A 17,587-nucleotide genomic window follows, 5' to 3' on the forward strand; every position below is an offset into this window, starting at 1 on the left:
ATTTTTCGTTATTCTATTATTTCTTTTCCAATATAACTAAAATATTCTACCCGATCTTCTGTTGAAATTTGAAATGCAATTTTATTATTTTGTAAAATGAAATTTTCTCTAATCTCAATAGTTCCGATGTAACGGGAAGTGAATGGGAGAATAGCGATTCTTTCGGTGTTAATTGTAAAAGTGGTATTCTTTATTGTTACTTCTCTATCGATTGTGTTGGAAAAGTGTTTTTGAAATTCAACAGGGAAGTATGGGTCACTTATGTTTTTAGCAGTCTCATCGCTACCACTTACAAAACAATCTAAATATTTAATAACCCTGTTTCCTGAATTATGAACCCATATGTCAATTTTAATTTTAGGAGGTAATGGAGGCCAATTTTTAAGAAACTTTTTATTTGGAGTGGTTTCAAAATATATTTCAAATTTAGTTTGTGAAACTCTATTGATTATATCTTTAATTTCCCAATCATCCATAGGGATAGATTGGAAATTATAACGACGATAGTATCGTTTATCTTTCATTTGATGAGCAGTAGTACTTTTAGGAATTTCTACAACATAAATCACCAAATTATCTTTAATATTCCCAGTCTGGACAGGTGTTATTATAATGTTATGTATTTTTGGAGAAATTGTACTATTGATGATTTGTTCAAGCCATTCTTTTGAATACTCATTGCCGTCGATCGGTTGTATTTTTTCTGGAAGATGGCTTTTGTCCACTTCATCATACTCTTTTACACCATAAATTATAACTCCACCATCTGAATTAGCAAAAGCACTTACATCTTTAGATATTTCATTCTTTTTATCATTTGTTTTGGAAATAGAATCGGAACCTTTATAGTCTAAATGAATGTTTTCTTCAATACCATCAGATATGTATTGGTTTATTTTGTCTAAATTCCACATGTTTGCAAAATGAAAGTGAATACTATTTTATTTTTTTGTCGTTTTTTTATTGGCTTTTATTATCAGAATTATATCATCGACCTTTTTATCAATTTTTTTAATTGATTCATTATTATTTTTCAAAGTCAGGAATGAAACTAGTCCAGTAGTTAGTGATGCGATGATCGCGGTAAATATTGGCATTAAAAAACTATTTTTTTGTAATCTTGCAATTTGCTTATCATGTAAAGAAATAGCTTGATCGATTAGTTTTTGAGTTTGGTCAATAGTTAATGGATCTCGTTTGTTATCTGAATTTGGTTTAAATAAAGATCTAAATAGTAAAACAACATTATCACCAGCTAAATTAAATTTAAAAAACTCGGGATGTTCTTTTGCAATTTCAAACCAATCTTTTGCTGATTTAGGTTTGCCATTTAGAGTTGTTGTTAGTCCATCATTCTTTCTGAATGAATAAGTGTCATCAACACCAAGAACCGAAATTAACCTTATAACATCTGAAAGTCTATTTTGTTTTAAATATTCATAGCTGGAAAATAACTTCATTTCTTTGTTGTAGTTTATTTTTAGAATTATTGATAATATCAAATATATGTATTTAATTTAAAATGGAATAATCTTACCTTTCTTCATAATAATAATTCACACTTAGCTCATTCATGTTCGAAACATGAATGTTTTTTACTGAGAAATACCCGTACAATTTGCTTTACCCTTTGTTATTAAAATCAGGTATTTTTAAATATTTAGAGTCAGTTAGAAAGTTAGTTGTAAAATTAAGGTCTTTGTAAATATTAATGCCATCAACTTTAAAAATGCTTTTTAGTATTTCATTTTCATAGGTAAAATAAAAGTTATATCTGAAATCTTTTGGTCTATCTTTATTTGTTAAAATTCTGACCAAGCTTTTCTTTTCGGGTAAATTATATTTATTCTCTCCATTAGTGCTAAAAACATAATTGTTGCACTTAATTAAGCTATATAGTTCAGTACTATTATTTCCATCACTTCCATGATGAGCTACTTTTACCAAATCACATTCTATTTTGTTTTCGGTACTATATCCCATTTTTTTTAATGTTTTAACTATATCGCTGGGATGAGAATCAGCTAACCATATTGTTTTATTTTTTTTGAATTCCGTTAATAGGGCTATACTACTACCATTCTCAATTGACTTATCTTCAGTGAAATTCTCAACTTTAAAGTCAGATATTTTGATTGAATAGTCATTGTCTCTAATAGTTTTAGCATCGCTAATATATATTAATTCAGATCGCTCTAAATCATTTGTTTTATTTAGGGGATATTTTTTCCTAAGCTTATCTAGCTTTTTGGTTGATGGTGATAGTATAGTTAATTTTAATCCAAATAAAAATATAGATTCTAGTTCTGAGGTTATGTCAATTTTTAGTAGTTTATTGTTTTGTTTTAAATATTCATAAATGACATCGCCTTGATTTATACTTGCAGATAGACTTGTTTTGGTTTTATTACTAATGGTATTTAATGTATAGTTCCGCGGTACGTTGTAATACCAATGATTAACAATATCTTCTAATTCACCAGATTTAATTAAATCCAAGTATTTAATTATCCCACCAATATGGTCATCATGAATGTGTGACAATATCCACAAGTCAATAAATTCGCCTCTTTTTTTTATATCTTCTATCTCTTCTAATAAACTGAGACGAAATGTTCTTTCATATCCTGAGTCAATAAATATATTGTGATATTGCAGGTCGTTGCCTAAATATCTAATACTTGCCGCATCTCCACATTCTGCCTGATAGAATTTTATTTCCATAATTTTTATTCCGATTCAAATGCCTTTATAATTCCTTTAATTTGGTTGTCTTCCAGATAATATACACCACTTAGTTCTTTCCTATAATTTGTATCACTTTTTGAACTGTAGCACATTTTTTCCCCCATTATTGTCCAAATTACATCTAGTTTTTTTTCATTTAAAAAATCTAAAAAATCTTTCTTTCTAATAAGTACCCCACTATGTTTTTTATTTGTTGCGATTATTTGGTTTTTATTATTTTTAAACTCGCCATCTACAGGAGCATAATTTAAATTCATTTCTTCAAAAATTGTCTTACAAGGCATTTCATAACTAAATTGTGCTCCAGACTTGTCGCCATCAATATGGCTCACAGCATTAGTAGTGGCAATGATAACTTTAAGATTGGTATCTCTGATAGTTTGCCATTTTTTTTCATTATCACTATCAAAATAAGCGGGAGACCAAAATTTTTCACGATTTATTAAATGATTATGATCGCTACTTTCTGGCATCCAATTTCCCCAAAAATTTTGTTGAGAAAGCCATTTGATTATTTTCTTTTTGGTTGTGTTGTTAACAAGATAGCCTTGTATTTTATAAAACATTTCTTTTCGTTGAAAATCATATTTACCTTTCCCCATAGGTTTTGGTTCATCCCATGTACTAAATTTCTTCAAACACAACCAATCATTGTTTTCTAAATCTCTTTTTTCTAAAATTTCCAAAGGATTTGGCAAGTCTTCCAATTTCTCGATCCACTCAGATGTTAGTTGGTTCCAGTATTTGTAGTCGGAATCTTCCCACCATTCTTTTTTTTGATTGAGAATACCTAAATTATCTTCTTCTTCCTCCTCTTCTTTCTCAATATTTTTTTCTATAAACGCAGGGTCAATATCTCTAATGTACATTTGCCAGGCACCCTTGTAAAATTCATATTTTTTGTCATCGTGCCAATTAAATTTGTTAAGCTTATAATTATCGGTAATTTTCGCTAAAATTTCATGTAGAGCAATTTTTTGATATTTTTTTCCTATTCTCTCTACCTCTTTATCTCTGCCATAATTGTATCTACCTATCTGATCATCGTATTGACCGTGAATTTTATAATCATATCCAAGTTTGAACGTTCTTTCAATTATCCAATATTTAAAAGAATTTATTTCAGACTTACTAAATTTCCACTTTTTGTACTCATGTTTTGATTCTAAAAATGGAATAACTTTATTTGTAATAAATATCTTTTCTTCATTTTGAAAGACCTCATTGATAAGATTTTTGTATTGAATTAGAAACGTGTTTAATTCATCTATCCGTTGATTCAGTGATTCGATTCCCAAATTGTTTCTCAAATAATGACTCTTGTTATAATGACTTTTTAATTCTAATATTAAAGTAATTTCTTTTAAAAGTTTTCGTTTACTTGGCGTTATTGATTTGTAGAATTGTTTGTACTCTAGCTCAAATGTAAAACTTGTTGGAGCAAAATCGTCCAAACAAGAGTCAATATGCTTACCAAAATCACCCCATCCAGTAACCGAATCATAAATTCGATTATTCATTAATTTATAGTTTCTTTTTGCGTCGGGATCTTTGTAAGAGAAATTATATTTTAGTATATCTTTTTCGTTCGGCAATATTTCAGGTAGTTTGCTTTTATATGGTGGTCTAATAAAGTTAGGATCTACTTTAAGTTTAGGGTTTTTATAAAGTGCAAATTCAATAGTGTTTCGGGCATAATCTCTTAACAAAATGTGTTGAGGAGGATTTTGTTTTTTAAAAATAAGATTATAAACAGTTAATGCTATTTTGTTGACAGAAGATTCATGAGCTGTTCTTAATATACAACCATATGCAATTGCATATAATCTTTCAGAAATGTATGGGTCATTAACTTTTTCAAAATTTTTCAAAAGCCAAATTAGAACATCTGGTTGTTGCTCTAAAAGATTAACTAATGCTTTAGTACTTTCATCTCTTGCTTTTGTTCTAGTACTTGCTAAAACCCATATTAATGCCTGAGCAGTTAGCCTTGTTGTCTCAAAATCTAACTTCTCAGAAATATTAGGAGTCCAAGCCCAATCAATCAATCGTCGAATCGGATAAGCAATCCCATCATCATTGTATCCTGTATAATATCTTAAATGTTGTTGCCAAAAACTGTCTCTTTCAGGCATTTTATGTCTTTTTAAAATTTTAGATAAACGATCACTGTTAAAAGGATGTCCAATAATTGTTGATAATTCAGATAATTTATTGAAATAATCATCATCTGAGATATTGAAATAATCACTTGTAAGCCATTTGATCAATTTTTCGTCATCAATACTCTCAATTTTCCTCCAATTTAAACTATCTAGTAGAAGCCTATTAATCCGCTCTAAATAATAGTATTTATGAAAGTTATCATCTTCGGACATGAAATTAAGATAGCAAACTTCAAAAATTTCTAAATTGAATTTTTCAGGTAATAAAATTGAAAATGCCTCAAGAATCCCATCATTATACCAGTATAAATTTTGTCTTGAAATTATTTTTCCAAGATCATTTTCTTGTTTAAAAGCATTTATAACTTCCAATTTGGAATTTAATTTTTTTAATAGCTCATCAGCTATGTAAAAATCTCCAAACCTTTGATAGGCAAAGTATATTATTTCTTCCGTTTTATCGGTTTCGTAATTTAATCTTGGATTTGTTATGAATATATTCTCTTCAATCAGATCATTTAGTAAGAATTTATGTTCGGGAAATTCAGTTCGAAGTAGAGTTCTTACATCTTTTAGTAATAAGTATTTATTTTCGTTATTGTAGTTCTCAAAGGCAATTTTGTGAATTGCGTCAAGAATAGCATTTGTATATTTATATTCCTCTCTTTTTTTTTGAAATTTAAGATTTATAGCATTTATGTAAACCTCAAAAATTTTACTCATACCTTGGAAGCCTTGCGGAAAAGCTTTCTCAGGTAAATCTTTAACTGCATTACAAATTAATTGAAGAAAAAGAGGCTTGGAAAATTCTGGAGATAGTATTGGAAAATGAGGTTGTTTTAATTCATGAAAGTTGCAAAAAAGCCTAAGGGCTTCATATTCATTGCCTTTAAAACCTTCGTGTTCTTTAAAGGTTACAGTTGGATTATTATGTACATTTTCGGGAATTACAAAATTTAGGTAGGTTGTTCTAATGGACAGAACTATTCCTATAAATGGATATTTATTAAAGTCATCTATAAATCCTGAAATTTGTGATTCCCATAAATCAGCTCCCGCACCTTCGTTTATTGCATCGATTAATATTAGAACTCTTGAACCAATTTGTTTTCCAATATTATTTAATGTGTCTAAAAATATTTCTTTCTTATTAATGGTAACAGATAGACTAGAGTAAATATTTTCCCAGATGCTTTTTGATTCTACAAAATGCTGTCCAAGCAATAATAATGTTGGTAAATTTCGACTAATTCTATCCTTTGAAATATCTCCTAATAAATGTGATTTTCCATTTCCTGCATCTCCTTTGATAATGAGAAAAGGATTATTCGCTAAATTAACATGGACTTTTGTAAGAAGATTGTTAATGAATTCATCGTTACTGCGATTTATTTCTCTTAATCTGCTAATTTCACCTTCAAAAGGTTCTCGGTAACTGTAGTCTTTCTTAACGTCTTTATTTTTCTCTTCTTCTTGTCTTTGTAATTTATATAATTCCTTTATCTTGATATCAATTTCACTATTAATTGTATCCAGAGAATTTAGAATCCAATCGACGTCAATTTTGTCTGTAACAGAGTTTTCTTTTTGTTTAATCCAATTTGTAACTTTTTGTTTAAGTTGTTGGTTGTTTGATTCAATTTTGTCCAGATGAAGATTGTCTTTCATTTTTCTATATCCATCTTCTAAAATCCAGTTGTCAACTAGATTTAAAAAGCGATTAAAAAACAAATCGTCTTTTGCAATGTCATTAAAAACTTTAGCAATTGGTAATTTAAAATTAATATCTTTATTAAATCTAGGGCCTAAATTTTTAATTGCAGTTTGAATTTGCTGTGAGAAAAATTCAGGCGTAAAACCAAAATTCCCAAAATAATTGAAAGATATTCTGGTGTAATAATTTTTGTCTAAAATTTCATTAAAAGTTTCGGTATATTGACAATAAATAACTTTTCCTTTGTCTGGTGCTCTGAATCGGGTAAAAATTCCATATAGATAAACTTCATCTTCAGCGATTAGAAAGATTCCACTTCCTGAAAACCCCTGAATATTATATTCAGTGTAATCTTCATGAAGGTCTAACTGAAATCGATTGTCGTTATCAAGATGTTGACTCCATGTAGGATATAAAACAGCTAATTCTTCACTAAATGTTGCATTAGGAAAACCTTTTACTATGAAATTTTTGTAAATGCTTTTTTCTTTTATAGTTTTTATGGATGGAATTTCTTCTATTGATTTTTGTATTAACGATTTATCAAAAATAAGTATAGCGACATCTTTGTCTATTTCTTTAAGAATAAGATTAGGATTTATTTTATATTCGATCGTATCATATTTCTTTGTTTTAAAATTATAGATAGTCGATATTGATTTTTTCTCTTATCTCTTGAAAATTATCTCCATCTTTAAAAAGGCAATGTGAAGCTGTTAAAATGTACACCTTTTCATTAAGGTTTTCATGAGAATAAATTATTCCAGTGCCAATACATTTCAAAGTTTCTGAATCTTGGAGGCGAACTGTAAGTTTAGATATTTTTATATCGTTTTCTTCTGTCATAATTCTTTACGGAATAAATATTTATTAAAAAGTTACATCAGTGCGATGCTAATTTAATTTAATTATAAAGTTTTTTAATATAAATTTTCTTAAACTTGATAAGAGTTTTTAACTAAGTTATTTAAATGTAAAAAAGTATGGATAAGAAGGTCAAAATGAGTTTAGAAAATGTATTGATGGGTGATATAAGTGCAGTTTTCAATAAGTTCGTAGAAAATGCGAGTATTTTTAATTTTAGTTTTGAACAACTTGCAAAACATTTTCTTAATGAATTTCTTGATATTAATACATTTCAGGTTAGTTTTCAAGAATTAGTAAAAGAGTATTTAATCAATATAAATTACGAGGAGTCAAAAAAGAGCATTCTCAAGAAGGAGCTAAATGAATTATTTGGAAATGTGGACGAAGAATTAGAAAAAGCTATTCAAACAGAATCTCTCTTTTATAAATATATTTGTAAAAAATACCTTGAAATAATTAAAGAACCTAGAACAGAACTTCTTGATTTATTTATGAAAGCTTCAAATGACTTAAGAACTATTGATGAAACTTTAAGTGATATTCATCTTAATAGAGAAAAGGTCGTAAAGGAGAATATTGCTCACGATGTTCAAGAAAAGCTTCCAATTCTTTTTCACTACAAAGAATTAAATGAAAAAGCGAAAGAAGAAATTTTATATTTTTTAAAATATGATATAAAAAACTTTGCTTTAGAAAATTCAATGGACACTTTCTTAAGGCAATATTTTTTTCTTAGAAGTCCATATAATTTCAATGAAAATCATAAGGCTTACAAGCCTCAACGTCCAAATGATTTGGCGAATAAATTTGGCGATTTACCATTGCCTATTTTTAATAAGCTCTATAAAAAATATAAAAATACTGATCAAACCGATTTTAATAAAGATTTAAGTGATTTTATAAAAGACGGAGAAATAGTAAGTCGCATTATGGATTTGGTAGATAAAAATCATATTTTGTTTGAAAGAAAAGAAATAGTAAAAGAGGCATTAAATATATACGAAAGTGGAAAGAAAATTATGTTTGCTAACGCTGTACCAACAATTATCGAAGGAGTTTTTCACGATTTGTGTATCGTTTGCGGAGAATCTAATAATGATTTGTTGTCTTTTGGTTTTCAAGAAAAGTTAAACAGATTGAAAAAAATACTTAGTTGGGAGCTTCATTATGAATATTACTCTTTTAAATTTAGAATTATAAGAAATACAGTTGCTCATGGTAGATTAGCTATTAATGAGATAAACCAATTATCTGATCTATTATTGCTTGATTTGCATCAGGTTTCTCAATTGGTTTCAAGTAATAGGGTTAAGCTGAATAAAAAAATACTTATTGTTAAAGAGTTTACTAATGGTTTGAAAGAATTTGACTATAAGAAAATATGTAAATACATTTTACTGGAAGATATTGATATACCATTATTTTACAAATTGAACTCAAATATTAAAAGAATTGAAAGAGTTATTAAATCACAAGAATTTTGGGATTATTTGAACAAGGAATTTGAAAATGCTTATGAAAGCGAAAAACACGGAATATATTATGTAGTGAAAAAATTAGGTAATAGGAAACCTTTTGATGTAAGATGTACAACTTTTTTTCAAAAAACTAAGTTTCAATCTTACGATTTAAAAAAGGCATTATATTATGTAAATTCTTTAATTGAGGACTGAATAAAATATTGTAGTTGATAATCAAAAGAAAGTTATATGATCTTTTAAAGCCTAAAAAAATATCATTCTTTTTAAATTGTCGGGCAAATAGCGGGCAGGTATTAAAAATAAAAAATGCAACTATCTAATAATAAGAAAGTTGCATTTTTTTGGTGCGGATAATAGGACTCGAACCTACACGCCTTGCGGCACCAGATCCTAAGTCTGGCATGTCTACCAATTTCACCATATCCGCGGCTATTGTGGGTGCAAAGATAGACATACTTTCGAATATTCAAAGAAAAAAAATGAAAAATTTCGAAAAAAATATTAATTCTCTTTTTTGTACTTTTGGATTTCTATAAAAATAATTTAAATGGAAAATATTAAGTCCTACGTTCAACAACATAAAGATCGGTTTATCAATGAATTGATCGAATTATTAAAGATTCCGTCGGTAAGTGCCGACACTGCATACTCCCAAGATGTTATTGATACTGCCGAAGCAGTAAAAGAAAGTTTATCAAAAGCAGGCTGCGATTTTGTCGAAACTTGCGACACTCCGGGGTACCCAATTATTTATGGAGAGAAAATAATCGACCCAAATTTACCAACGGTTTTGGTTTACGGACATTATGATGTTCAGCCACCAGATCCATTAGAATTATGGACTTCACCACCTTTTGAGCCTGTAATCAAAACGACAGAGATTCATCCTGAGGGTGCGATCTTCGCTCGTGGTGCCTGTGACGACAAAGGTCAGATGTACATGCACGTAAAAGCGTTGGAATACATGGTTCAGAACAATGTATTGCCTTGTAATGTAAAATTCATGATCGAAGGGGAAGAAGAAGTAGGTTCAGCAAGTTTAGCGTGGTTTGTAGAACGCAATCAGGAAAAACTGAAAAACGATGTGATCTTAATTTCAGATACGGGAATGATTTCGAACCAACAGCCATCGATCACGACAGGTTTAAGAGGTTTGAGTTATGTTGAGGTTGAAGTTACAGGACCAAATCGCGATTTACATTCCGGTTTATATGGTGGAGCTGTAGCGAATCCAATTAATATTTTGGCTAAAATGATTGCTGCGCTTCACGACGAAGACAATCATATTACGATTCCTGGTTTCTACGATAAAGTACAGGAATTATCTCTTGAAGAAAGAGCCGAAATGGCAAAAGCGCCTTTTAGCTTAGAAAAATATAAGAAAGCCTTAAATCTAAACGATGTTTACGGTGAAAAAGGATATGTAACGAACGAGCGCAATTCTATTCGTCCAACTTTAGATGTAAACGGAATCTGGGGCGGATATACCGGTGAAGGTGCTAAAACGGTTATCGCGAGTAAGGCTTTTGCTAAAATCTCGATGCGTTTGGTTCCGGGTCAGGACTGGGAAGAAATCACAGAACTTTTCACCAAGCATTTTACAAACATCGCTCCGGCCGGAGTTACGGTAAAAGTAACGCCGCACCACGGAGGTCAGGGTTATGTAACGCCAATTGATAGTATTGGATATCAGGCAGCCAACAAAGCTTATACAGAGACTTTTGGGGTGCCTGCAATTCCGGTTCGTTCAGGAGGTAGTATTCCGATTGTGGCTTTGTTTGAAAAAGAACTAAAAAGTAAAACCATTTTAATGGGCTTCGGACTAGACAGTGATGCCATTCACTCGCCAAACGAGCATTTCGGAATCTTCAATTACTTAAAAGGAATTGAGACTATTCCGTTGTTTTACAAATATTTTGTAGAGCTTTCTAAATAGTTGTCTAAAAAGGTGCAAAGGGACAAAGGTTCAGAGGCACAAAGTTTTTATATAAATCCGTTCAGAAATGAGCGGATTTTTTTTTTGTTTTAAAGCCCAGATCGTCATAAATTATAGATGTAATAAATAGCCTACAGCTTCAGCTGTAGTTTAGGTTTAGTGGGATGAGATAATTGGCTTTAGCCAAATAAATTCCGGATTTGTATTTTAAAATCGTTGTGTAAAATTAGGCTAAAGCCAATAAATGCCTGTATTTCTCTAATCTCCAGCTAAAGCTGGAGGCAATTCAGGTTCTGCACCTTTGAGCCTCTGCACCTTTGCCACTTTGAACCTCCAAAAAGAAACCCTCAGAACCTTAGTATCTTAGAATCTCAGCACCTTTCAAAAAAAAACCTTGCATATTAAAAAAATAACTCTACATTTGTAGAGCAACATCTATAATTGTAGAATTAAAATAGTCAAATGAAGCAACTGGTATTCTTGTTATTTTGTGGAGTAATGCTTTTTGGATGCAAAAGCAAACCGATCAATCAGATTGTGGATAAGAAAAGAGAAGGTACCTGGATTGACAATTACAAGCAAGACAGTACAGTTTATAAGTCGTTTGAATATTACAAACACGGCGAACCGGTAAAAAAATGGAAGTCGTATATAGACGGGAAAATCTATAAAACAGAAAAATACAAAAACGGAATCTGCCTTGTAAAATATTATTACGAAAACGGAAAAGTACAATCGAAGGGAAAAACAAAAATTGAAACCAATTCGGTAGAAACACACTGGTTTTATTTCGGGGATTGGAAGTTTTATTCGGATAAAGGGAAATTAGTCGAAGTTAAAAAATACGATAACGGAGAATTAGTTTCGGAACGGATGGTGGAGTAGGCAGAAGAACAAAGAACAAAGAACAAAGAACAAAGAGAATAGAATAAAGATTATAGAATATAGAATTAGTGTGGCATACAGGGGAATCATTGAAATCATTTCAATCTGTGGCAAAAAAAAACTCAGCAACTTAGAATCTTAGCAACTCAGAACCTTAAAAAGAAAAAAATGCAATTATCAAACTCAGAAGAACAATTAATGGAGCATCTCTGGAAGCTTGAAAAGGCTTTTATGAAAGATTTGCTTGAAGCGTATCCGGAGCCAAAACCGGCAACAACAACTGTTGCGACGCTTTTGAAACGAATGATCGACAAAAAATTCGTAGCCTATAATGAATTCGGAAATTCAAGAGAATACTACCCGTTAGTGAAAAAAACAGCTTATTTCTCTAAACATGTCAACGGGTTAATTAGTAATTTTTTTAATAATTCGGCTTCTCAATTTGCTTCTTTTTTTACAACGGAAACCGATTTGTCAACATCGGAATTAGAAGAACTCAGAAAAATAATTGATTCACAGATTCAAAAAAAGAAAAAATGATAAGCTATCTTTTAAAATCGGGAATGCTGCTTTTGATTTTTTATGCAGTGTATAAAATGGTATTGGAAAACGAAAAAATGTTTCGTTTTAATCGTGCTTATTTGCTGGTGAGTTTGGTTTTTAGCTTTGTAATTCCGCTGCAAATTATCTCGATTGGATCTTTTGTTGCAGATAGAATTGGGTTGGTTCAATTGAATGAAATTGTGCTCGAGAGAAGTACTGAACGGCTTAACACAATTTCAGCCAATGACTTTCTGTTGGTTTTGATTGTAGTGCTTTATGGTGCTGTATTTTGTATGTTGATGGCTCGCTTTATATGGAATCTTATTTCATTTTTTAAGAAAACACAGAGCAATGAGGTACAGTTTGTAAATGGGCAAAAGATAGTACTGGTTCAGGAACCGGGCTTGCCATACTCTTTTTGGAAATCAATTTTTGTCAATAAAACAGAATTTGAAAATGGTAAGATTCCATCAGAATTAATAGCTCACGAGAATGCACATTTAAGGCAAAGGCATACTTTGGATGTTCTTTTTATTGAGCTGCTGCAGATTGTTTTTTGGTTTAATCCATTGCTTTTTCTGTATAAAAAAGCGATTAAACTGAATCATGAATTTCTGGCTGATGAAGCTGTAAATGTTCGATTTGGTGAGGTTAAAAGCTATCAATATTTATTGCTTGATTTTGCTTCTAATAAAAATACGGTTGCTTTGGCGAGCAACATCAACTATTTAATAACTAAAAAACGTTTACTTATGATGACCAAAAAAGAATCTCCGATTAAAATTGTATTTAAAGTATTTACTGTAGGTGCAATTTATGCCTTGTTATTGTTTGTTTTTAGTACTAAAACAATGGCTCAAAAACCGCCAATCAAAGGTGATATCAAAGAGAAAGACCTTTATGTTCTGGAAGATGTCGAGAAATTACCTGAATATCCAGGGGGCATGACAGCATTTTATAAGTTTATAGGGAAGAATTTCAAAATGCCGGCGGCAGTTGGGAAAAATAAAATTGAAGGAAAAACGTATATGGAATTCACTATTGAAAAAGATGGTAGTCTTTCGGATATTAAAACAATTAAAGATGTTGGCTACGGAATAGGGAATGAGGTCACTAGGGTCTTGAAGCTTTCACCTAAATGGACGGCAGCAACTCAACAAGGTAAAGCAGTTAGGGTGCAATATCGTCTGCCAATCACGATACAGTCCGAGAAATAGGTTTTTTAAAGGTTTTGAGGTTCTGAGGTGCAAAGGTTTCTTTTGAAGATGAATAGCTTTGTTTCTTTGTCTCTTTGTTTCTTTGAACCTGTTAAGAAAAAAAATCCGCTTCTGGATTCCAGAAGCGGATAAAATAAAAAACTAAAAAAAAAATTACTAAAAAACAAACAATCCAGATCTTAGAACAAATCCGGATTATATCCAAAATAGGGCATTTTTTGTTCGTTAAAAATAACCCCGTATTCTTCTAACTCGTTTAAAATTGGCAGGTATACTTCTTTTTTTATCGGAAGTTGTACGCCCGGAGTTGTGATTTTTCCATTTAAAATTAACAGCGTTGCCATTGCAACCGGTAACCCCACAGTTTTTGCCATGGCGGTATAAGTTTGGTCGTCTCCAATACAAACCATTTTGGAGTCAATTTGTTTTTTTTCTCCATTGAGCTCATAACCAAATTTATGGTACATAACAATCATATCTTTATCATCTGGTTCTAAAGACCAGCTGTCGGATAATATTTTCTCTAATATCTGTGCCGGAGTGGCATTAGGCAGGTTTACTTTTTTGTTTGGATTAAAAAGATCCAGCTCTAAAAGTTTGTCCCACATAATATCGTCCTGATCAATTTTTAAAATCAGACGGGTTTTGATTTCTGCCGAATCGGTTGGGTGATACGGTAAAAAGGAATTCACGAATTGACGGTAACTCATGTTTTCAGAATCTTCCATGATATAACTGTCGTCTGTCATGCCCAATTGTACAAACATATTCCATGCTTTCGAAAAACCAACTCTTCTAATGGTTCCGCGGTACAGAGTCAGGACATTGTCTAGGCCGTAAACCGATTTATATTTAAGAGAATCGCGATTGGAATAAGCTTCAAATTTTCCGTAGCCTTCTACTTCCAGAAATTCGGTGCGACGAAATAAAGCGCTGTAGGGGATGTATTTATAAGTGCCTTCCTGAATGAATTTTGCGGCACCACCCTGTCCGGCCAGAACTACATTTCGTGGAGCCCAGGTAAATTTATAATTCCATAAATTATTGTCAGATTCGGGAGCAACTAAGCCACCGCAAAACGATTCAAAAAGCAGCATTTTTCCACCTTTGGATCTGATTTCATCAATAACTTTCATGGCACTCATGTGATCAATTCCGGGATCAAGCCCGATTTCGTTCATGAAAACCAGATTGTTTTTCTTTGCCTCCTCGTCAAGTGCCTGCATGGCATCACTGATATAAGAAGCGGTCACCAGGTGTTTTTTAAATTCAAGACAATCTTTTGCGATTTCTATATGTAAATGAGCTGGCAGCATCGAGATTACTATAGAAGCTTTTTCGATGGCCGCTTTTCTTTCTTCAGTATCAAAAATATTTAAAGCAATTGGAGTGGCATTAGGGTGTTTCTGTGTTTTCTTTTCGGCTAAGGCCAAAGAAAGATCTGCTACAACGAGGTGTAGGTTTTCGCTTTCTGATTTTGCCAATAAATAACGAATTAAGGACGATGCAGATCTGCCGGCTCCAATGATTAAAATGCTTCTCATATTTTATATTTATAACACAAATATATTAAAATGTTAAATATATAACAATTTTAATTTCAGAAAAATATTGGATACTTTTTTTTAATGCCAAAAAAATGGAAATTCTTTTTAATGATAAATATTTTTCAAAACTAAAATGCTTTTTAAGGACTATTGAAGTATTTTTGTATGAGAATCGAAAGTTATAGAAAATATGAAAAGAAGAATTGTTTTGGCAGGTGCTTTTATGGGAATGTTAGCGATCATTTTAGGCGCTTTTGGTGCACATTTACTGAAGAAATACTTGTCTATAGAAGAATTAAACACTTTTGAAGTTGGTGTTCGTTACCAAATGTATCATGCCTTATTTTTACTTTTTCTTTCGACCCGAAAAGATATCGCCGAGAAAATGGTGAAAACAATCTATAATTTGGTTGTTGCCGGGGTATTGCTTTTTAGCGGATCTATCTATATGTTAGCCACTAAAAGCCTCACGGTTTTTGATTTTAAAATTATCGTATTCGCAACTCCAATAGGTGGTTTTTTATTAATTATTGCCTGGGCGCTCTTATTTGTTACGATTTTGAGGAGAAAATCATAAAATACCGAATAAAAAATTCTATCTAAAAATTAATCTTTAATTTTGTCTCATAAATAACATATAATCTCGTTTATGTGAGTTTCTATTGTTTTTTGCTTTAATGCATAAATAATATAACAAATTCATTTAGAGGGTTATAGAAAAATGAATTAGAGGCATTTATTTTTTGTTTTATTCATTTTAGGAGTTTAAATTTTAACTAATTAGCATAAATAAAAGTGAAATTTAAATTTTTTTAAAGGTTTAATAATAAATTATATAATTTTGCATTCTCTTAAACATCACACACAACTAAAAATTTATGGACAGTCACACAGTTTTCACGCAATCGATTTCGCTGAAAGAATTAGGAATTGAAAATGCAAAGGTTCGATATCAACTATCTGCAGATGAATTACATGCGATCACTTTGCAATCAGGTCAAGGTGTTGAGAACTCCACGGGAGCATTGGCAATTAATACAGGCGAATTTACAGGACGTTCTCCTCAGGATCGTTATATTGTAAAAGATAGTATTACCGGAGATCAGGTTTGGTGGGGAAATGTTAACATTTCTTTTGAACCGGATGCTTTTGAAAGATTATACAATAAGGTAACACAGTATTTATCAAATAAAGAAGTTTTTGTTCGCGATTCTTATGTTTGTTCTGATGCTAATTACAGATTAAATGTTCGTGTTGTTACTGAAACAGCATGGTCTAATTTGTTTTGTTACAATATGTTTTTAAGACCGGAAGAGTCAGAATTGACTAATTTTACTCCGGAATGGACTGTAGTTTGTGCTCCGGGTTTTATGGCAGATCCTGCTGTAGACGGAACGCGTCAGTCTAATTTTGCTATTTTAGATTTTACTAAAAAGATCGCACTTATTGGAGGAACAGGGTATACAGGAGAAATGAAAAAAGGGATTTTCTCTGCATTAAACTTCATCTTACCGGTTTTCAAAAATACTTTACCAATGCACTGTAGTGCGAATGTTGGTGAAAAAGGAGATACTGCAATTTTCTTCGGATTATCAGGAACAGGAAAAACTACTTTATCAGCAGATCCGCAACGTAAGTTAATCGGAGACGATGAACACGGCTGGACTGCAGAAAATACAGTTTTCAACTTTGAAGGTGGATGTTATGCAAAAGTAATTAACCTTACAGAAGAAAACGAACCGGACATTTTTAGAGCGATCAAAAAAGGAGCGCTTTTAGAAAATGTGGTTTTCAAACCGGGAACAAACGAGGTGGATTATGATGATGTTTCCATTACTCAAAATACACGTGTAAGTTACCCAATTACTCATATCGACAATATTCAGCCAGGTTCTATTGGACATAATCCTAAGAATATATTTTTCTTAACGGCAGATTCTTTCGGAATTTTGCCTCCAATCTCAAAACTGACTCCTGGACAGGCTGCTTACTATTTTATCTCAGGATATACAGCTAAAGTTGCCGGAACAGAAGCGGGGGTTACAGAGCCTCAGCCTAATTTCTCAGCTTGTTTTGGAGCACCATTCATGCCGTTACACCCAACACGTTACGCAGAAATGCTAACTAAAAAAATGGAAGAAGCTAACGTAACCGTTTGGTTGATCAATACAGGTTGGACAGGTGGTCCTTACGGAACAGGAAGCCGTATGAAGTTGAAATACACTCGTGCCATGATTACCGCTGCCTTAAACGGAGAATTGGATAACGTAAACTTTAAAAATCATAAAGTATTTGGAATTGCACAGCCTGAAACTTGTCCAAATGTTCCAAATGAAATTTTAGATCCTAGAAATACTTGGGAAGATCCTGAGTTGTACGATAAAAAAGCAGTTGAATTGGCTCAGAAATTCAAAGCTAATTTCGCGAAATTTGAAGAATTTGCCAATGCCGAAATTTTGGCTGGCGCACCGATCATAGAATAAG

The 17,587-nt window shown here is 31.6% G+C and carries 12 protein-coding genes and 1 tRNA gene; 7 read left to right on the forward strand and 6 right to left on the reverse strand.

Annotation, left to right across the window (positions count from 1 at the left end):
* Positions 1–8: 8 nt before the first annotated feature.
* From C245_RS23530 to avs2, 4 genes are all read right to left on the reverse strand, one after another.
* Positions 9–914, reverse strand: coding sequence for a helix-turn-helix domain-containing protein (locus C245_RS23530; protein WP_017494726.1), 906 nt, complete (start codon positions 912–914; stop codon positions 9–11).
* A gap of 27 nt (positions 915–941) precedes the next feature.
* Positions 942–1,460: a hypothetical protein gene (locus C245_RS0101030; protein WP_026109792.1), complete on the reverse strand. Its 519-nt coding sequence runs from the start codon at positions 1,458–1,460 to the stop codon at positions 942–944.
* Positions 1,461–1,623: 163 nt separating this feature from the next.
* On the reverse strand, positions 1,624–2,724 hold the full coding sequence (locus C245_RS0101035; RefSeq protein ID WP_017494728.1) for an MBL fold metallo-hydrolase: 1,101 nt from the start codon (positions 2,722–2,724) through the stop codon (positions 1,624–1,626).
* 5 nt (positions 2,725–2,729) lie between these two features.
* Positions 2,730–7,283: an AVAST type 2 anti-phage system protein Avs2 gene (gene avs2 / locus C245_RS0101040; protein WP_369770000.1), complete on the reverse strand. Its 4,554-nt coding sequence runs from the start codon at positions 7,281–7,283 to the stop codon at positions 2,730–2,732.
* 327 nt (positions 7,284–7,610) lie between these two features.
* On the opposite strand from avs2, the gene C245_RS0101055 reads away from it, so the two are divergent.
* On the forward strand, positions 7,611–9,167 hold the full coding sequence (locus C245_RS0101055; protein WP_017494732.1) for a hypothetical protein: 1,557 nt from the start codon (positions 7,611–7,613) through the stop codon (positions 9,165–9,167).
* Positions 9,168–9,317: 150 nt separating this feature from the next.
* Here the strand turns inward: C245_RS0101055 and C245_RS0101060 are convergent.
* Positions 9,318–9,402, reverse strand: a tRNA-Leu gene (locus tag C245_RS0101060).
* Between the two features lie 120 nt (positions 9,403–9,522).
* On the opposite strand from C245_RS0101060, the gene C245_RS0101065 reads away from it, so the two are divergent.
* From C245_RS0101065 to C245_RS0101080, 4 genes are all read left to right on the forward strand, one after another.
* The gene (locus C245_RS0101065; protein ID WP_017494733.1) at positions 9,523–10,911 is read left to right on the forward strand and encodes a dipeptidase; all 1,389 of its coding nucleotides are present in this window, start codon (positions 9,523–9,525) and stop codon (positions 10,909–10,911) included.
* 462 nt (positions 10,912–11,373) lie between these two features.
* Positions 11,374–11,796 (forward strand): hypothetical protein, encoded by a 423-nt coding sequence (locus C245_RS0101070; RefSeq protein ID WP_035745963.1) that lies wholly within the window; start codon positions 11,374–11,376, stop codon positions 11,794–11,796.
* Between the two features lie 168 nt (positions 11,797–11,964).
* Positions 11,965–12,336: a BlaI/MecI/CopY family transcriptional regulator gene (locus tag C245_RS0101075; RefSeq protein WP_017494735.1), complete on the forward strand. Its 372-nt coding sequence runs from the start codon at positions 11,965–11,967 to the stop codon at positions 12,334–12,336.
* On the forward strand, positions 12,333–13,556 hold the full coding sequence (locus C245_RS0101080; protein WP_017494736.1) for a M56 family metallopeptidase: 1,224 nt from the start codon (positions 12,333–12,335) through the stop codon (positions 13,554–13,556). The genes C245_RS0101075 and C245_RS0101080 overlap by 4 nt, the downstream gene beginning before the upstream one ends.
* A gap of 179 nt (positions 13,557–13,735) precedes the next feature.
* On the opposite strand, the gene C245_RS0101085 is transcribed toward C245_RS0101080, so the two are convergent.
* Positions 13,736–15,100 (reverse strand): saccharopine dehydrogenase family protein, encoded by a 1,365-nt coding sequence (locus C245_RS0101085; RefSeq protein ID WP_017494737.1) that lies wholly within the window; start codon positions 15,098–15,100, stop codon positions 13,736–13,738.
* Between the two features lie 193 nt (positions 15,101–15,293).
* Between C245_RS0101085 and C245_RS0101090 the strand changes: the two genes are divergently transcribed.
* Positions 15,294–15,680 carry a DUF423 domain-containing protein gene (locus C245_RS0101090; protein WP_017494738.1) on the forward strand — a complete coding sequence of 129 codons (387 nt, stop codon included), beginning with the start codon at positions 15,294–15,296 and terminating at the stop codon, positions 15,678–15,680.
* 301 nt (positions 15,681–15,981) lie between these two features.
* On the forward strand, positions 15,982–17,586 hold the full coding sequence (gene pckA / locus C245_RS0101095; RefSeq protein WP_017494739.1) for a phosphoenolpyruvate carboxykinase (ATP): 1,605 nt from the start codon (positions 15,982–15,984) through the stop codon (positions 17,584–17,586).
* The last annotated feature ends 1 nt before the right edge of the window (position 17,587 follow it).

This window comes from Flavobacterium sp. WG21 (genome assembly GCF_000335775.1).
GTDB lineage: Bacteria > Bacteroidota > Bacteroidia > Flavobacteriales > Flavobacteriaceae > Flavobacterium > Flavobacterium tructae.

Coding starts and splice junctions, on each gene's coding strand:
- C245_RS0101065 (WP_017494733.1), top strand. CDS start 9,523: ATGGAAAATATTAAGTCCTACGTTCAACAACATAAAGATCGGTTTATC.
- C245_RS0101075 (WP_017494735.1), top strand. CDS start 11,965: ATGCAATTATCAAACTCAGAAGAACAATTAATGGAGCATCTCTGGAAG.
- C245_RS0101080 (WP_017494736.1), top strand. CDS start 12,333: ATGATAAGCTATCTTTTAAAATCGGGAATGCTGCTTTTGATTTTTTAT.
- C245_RS0101085 (WP_017494737.1), bottom strand. CDS start 15,100: ATGAGAAGCATTTTAATCATTGGAGCCGGCAGATCTGCATCGTCCTTA.
- C245_RS0101070 (WP_035745963.1), top strand. CDS start 11,374: ATGAAGCAACTGGTATTCTTGTTATTTTGTGGAGTAATGCTTTTTGGA.
- pckA (WP_017494739.1), top strand. CDS start 15,982: ATGGACAGTCACACAGTTTTCACGCAATCGATTTCGCTGAAAGAATTA.
- C245_RS23530 (WP_017494726.1), bottom strand. CDS start 914: ATGTGGAATTTAGACAAAATAAACCAATACATATCTGATGGTATTGAA.
- C245_RS0101055 (WP_017494732.1), top strand. CDS start 7,611: ATGGATAAGAAGGTCAAAATGAGTTTAGAAAATGTATTGATGGGTGAT.
- C245_RS0101090 (WP_017494738.1), top strand. CDS start 15,294: ATGAAAAGAAGAATTGTTTTGGCAGGTGCTTTTATGGGAATGTTAGCG.
- C245_RS0101035 (WP_017494728.1), bottom strand. CDS start 2,724: ATGGAAATAAAATTCTATCAGGCAGAATGTGGAGATGCGGCAAGTATT.
- C245_RS0101030 (WP_026109792.1), bottom strand. CDS start 1,460: ATGAAGTTATTTTCCAGCTATGAATATTTAAAACAAAATAGACTTTCA.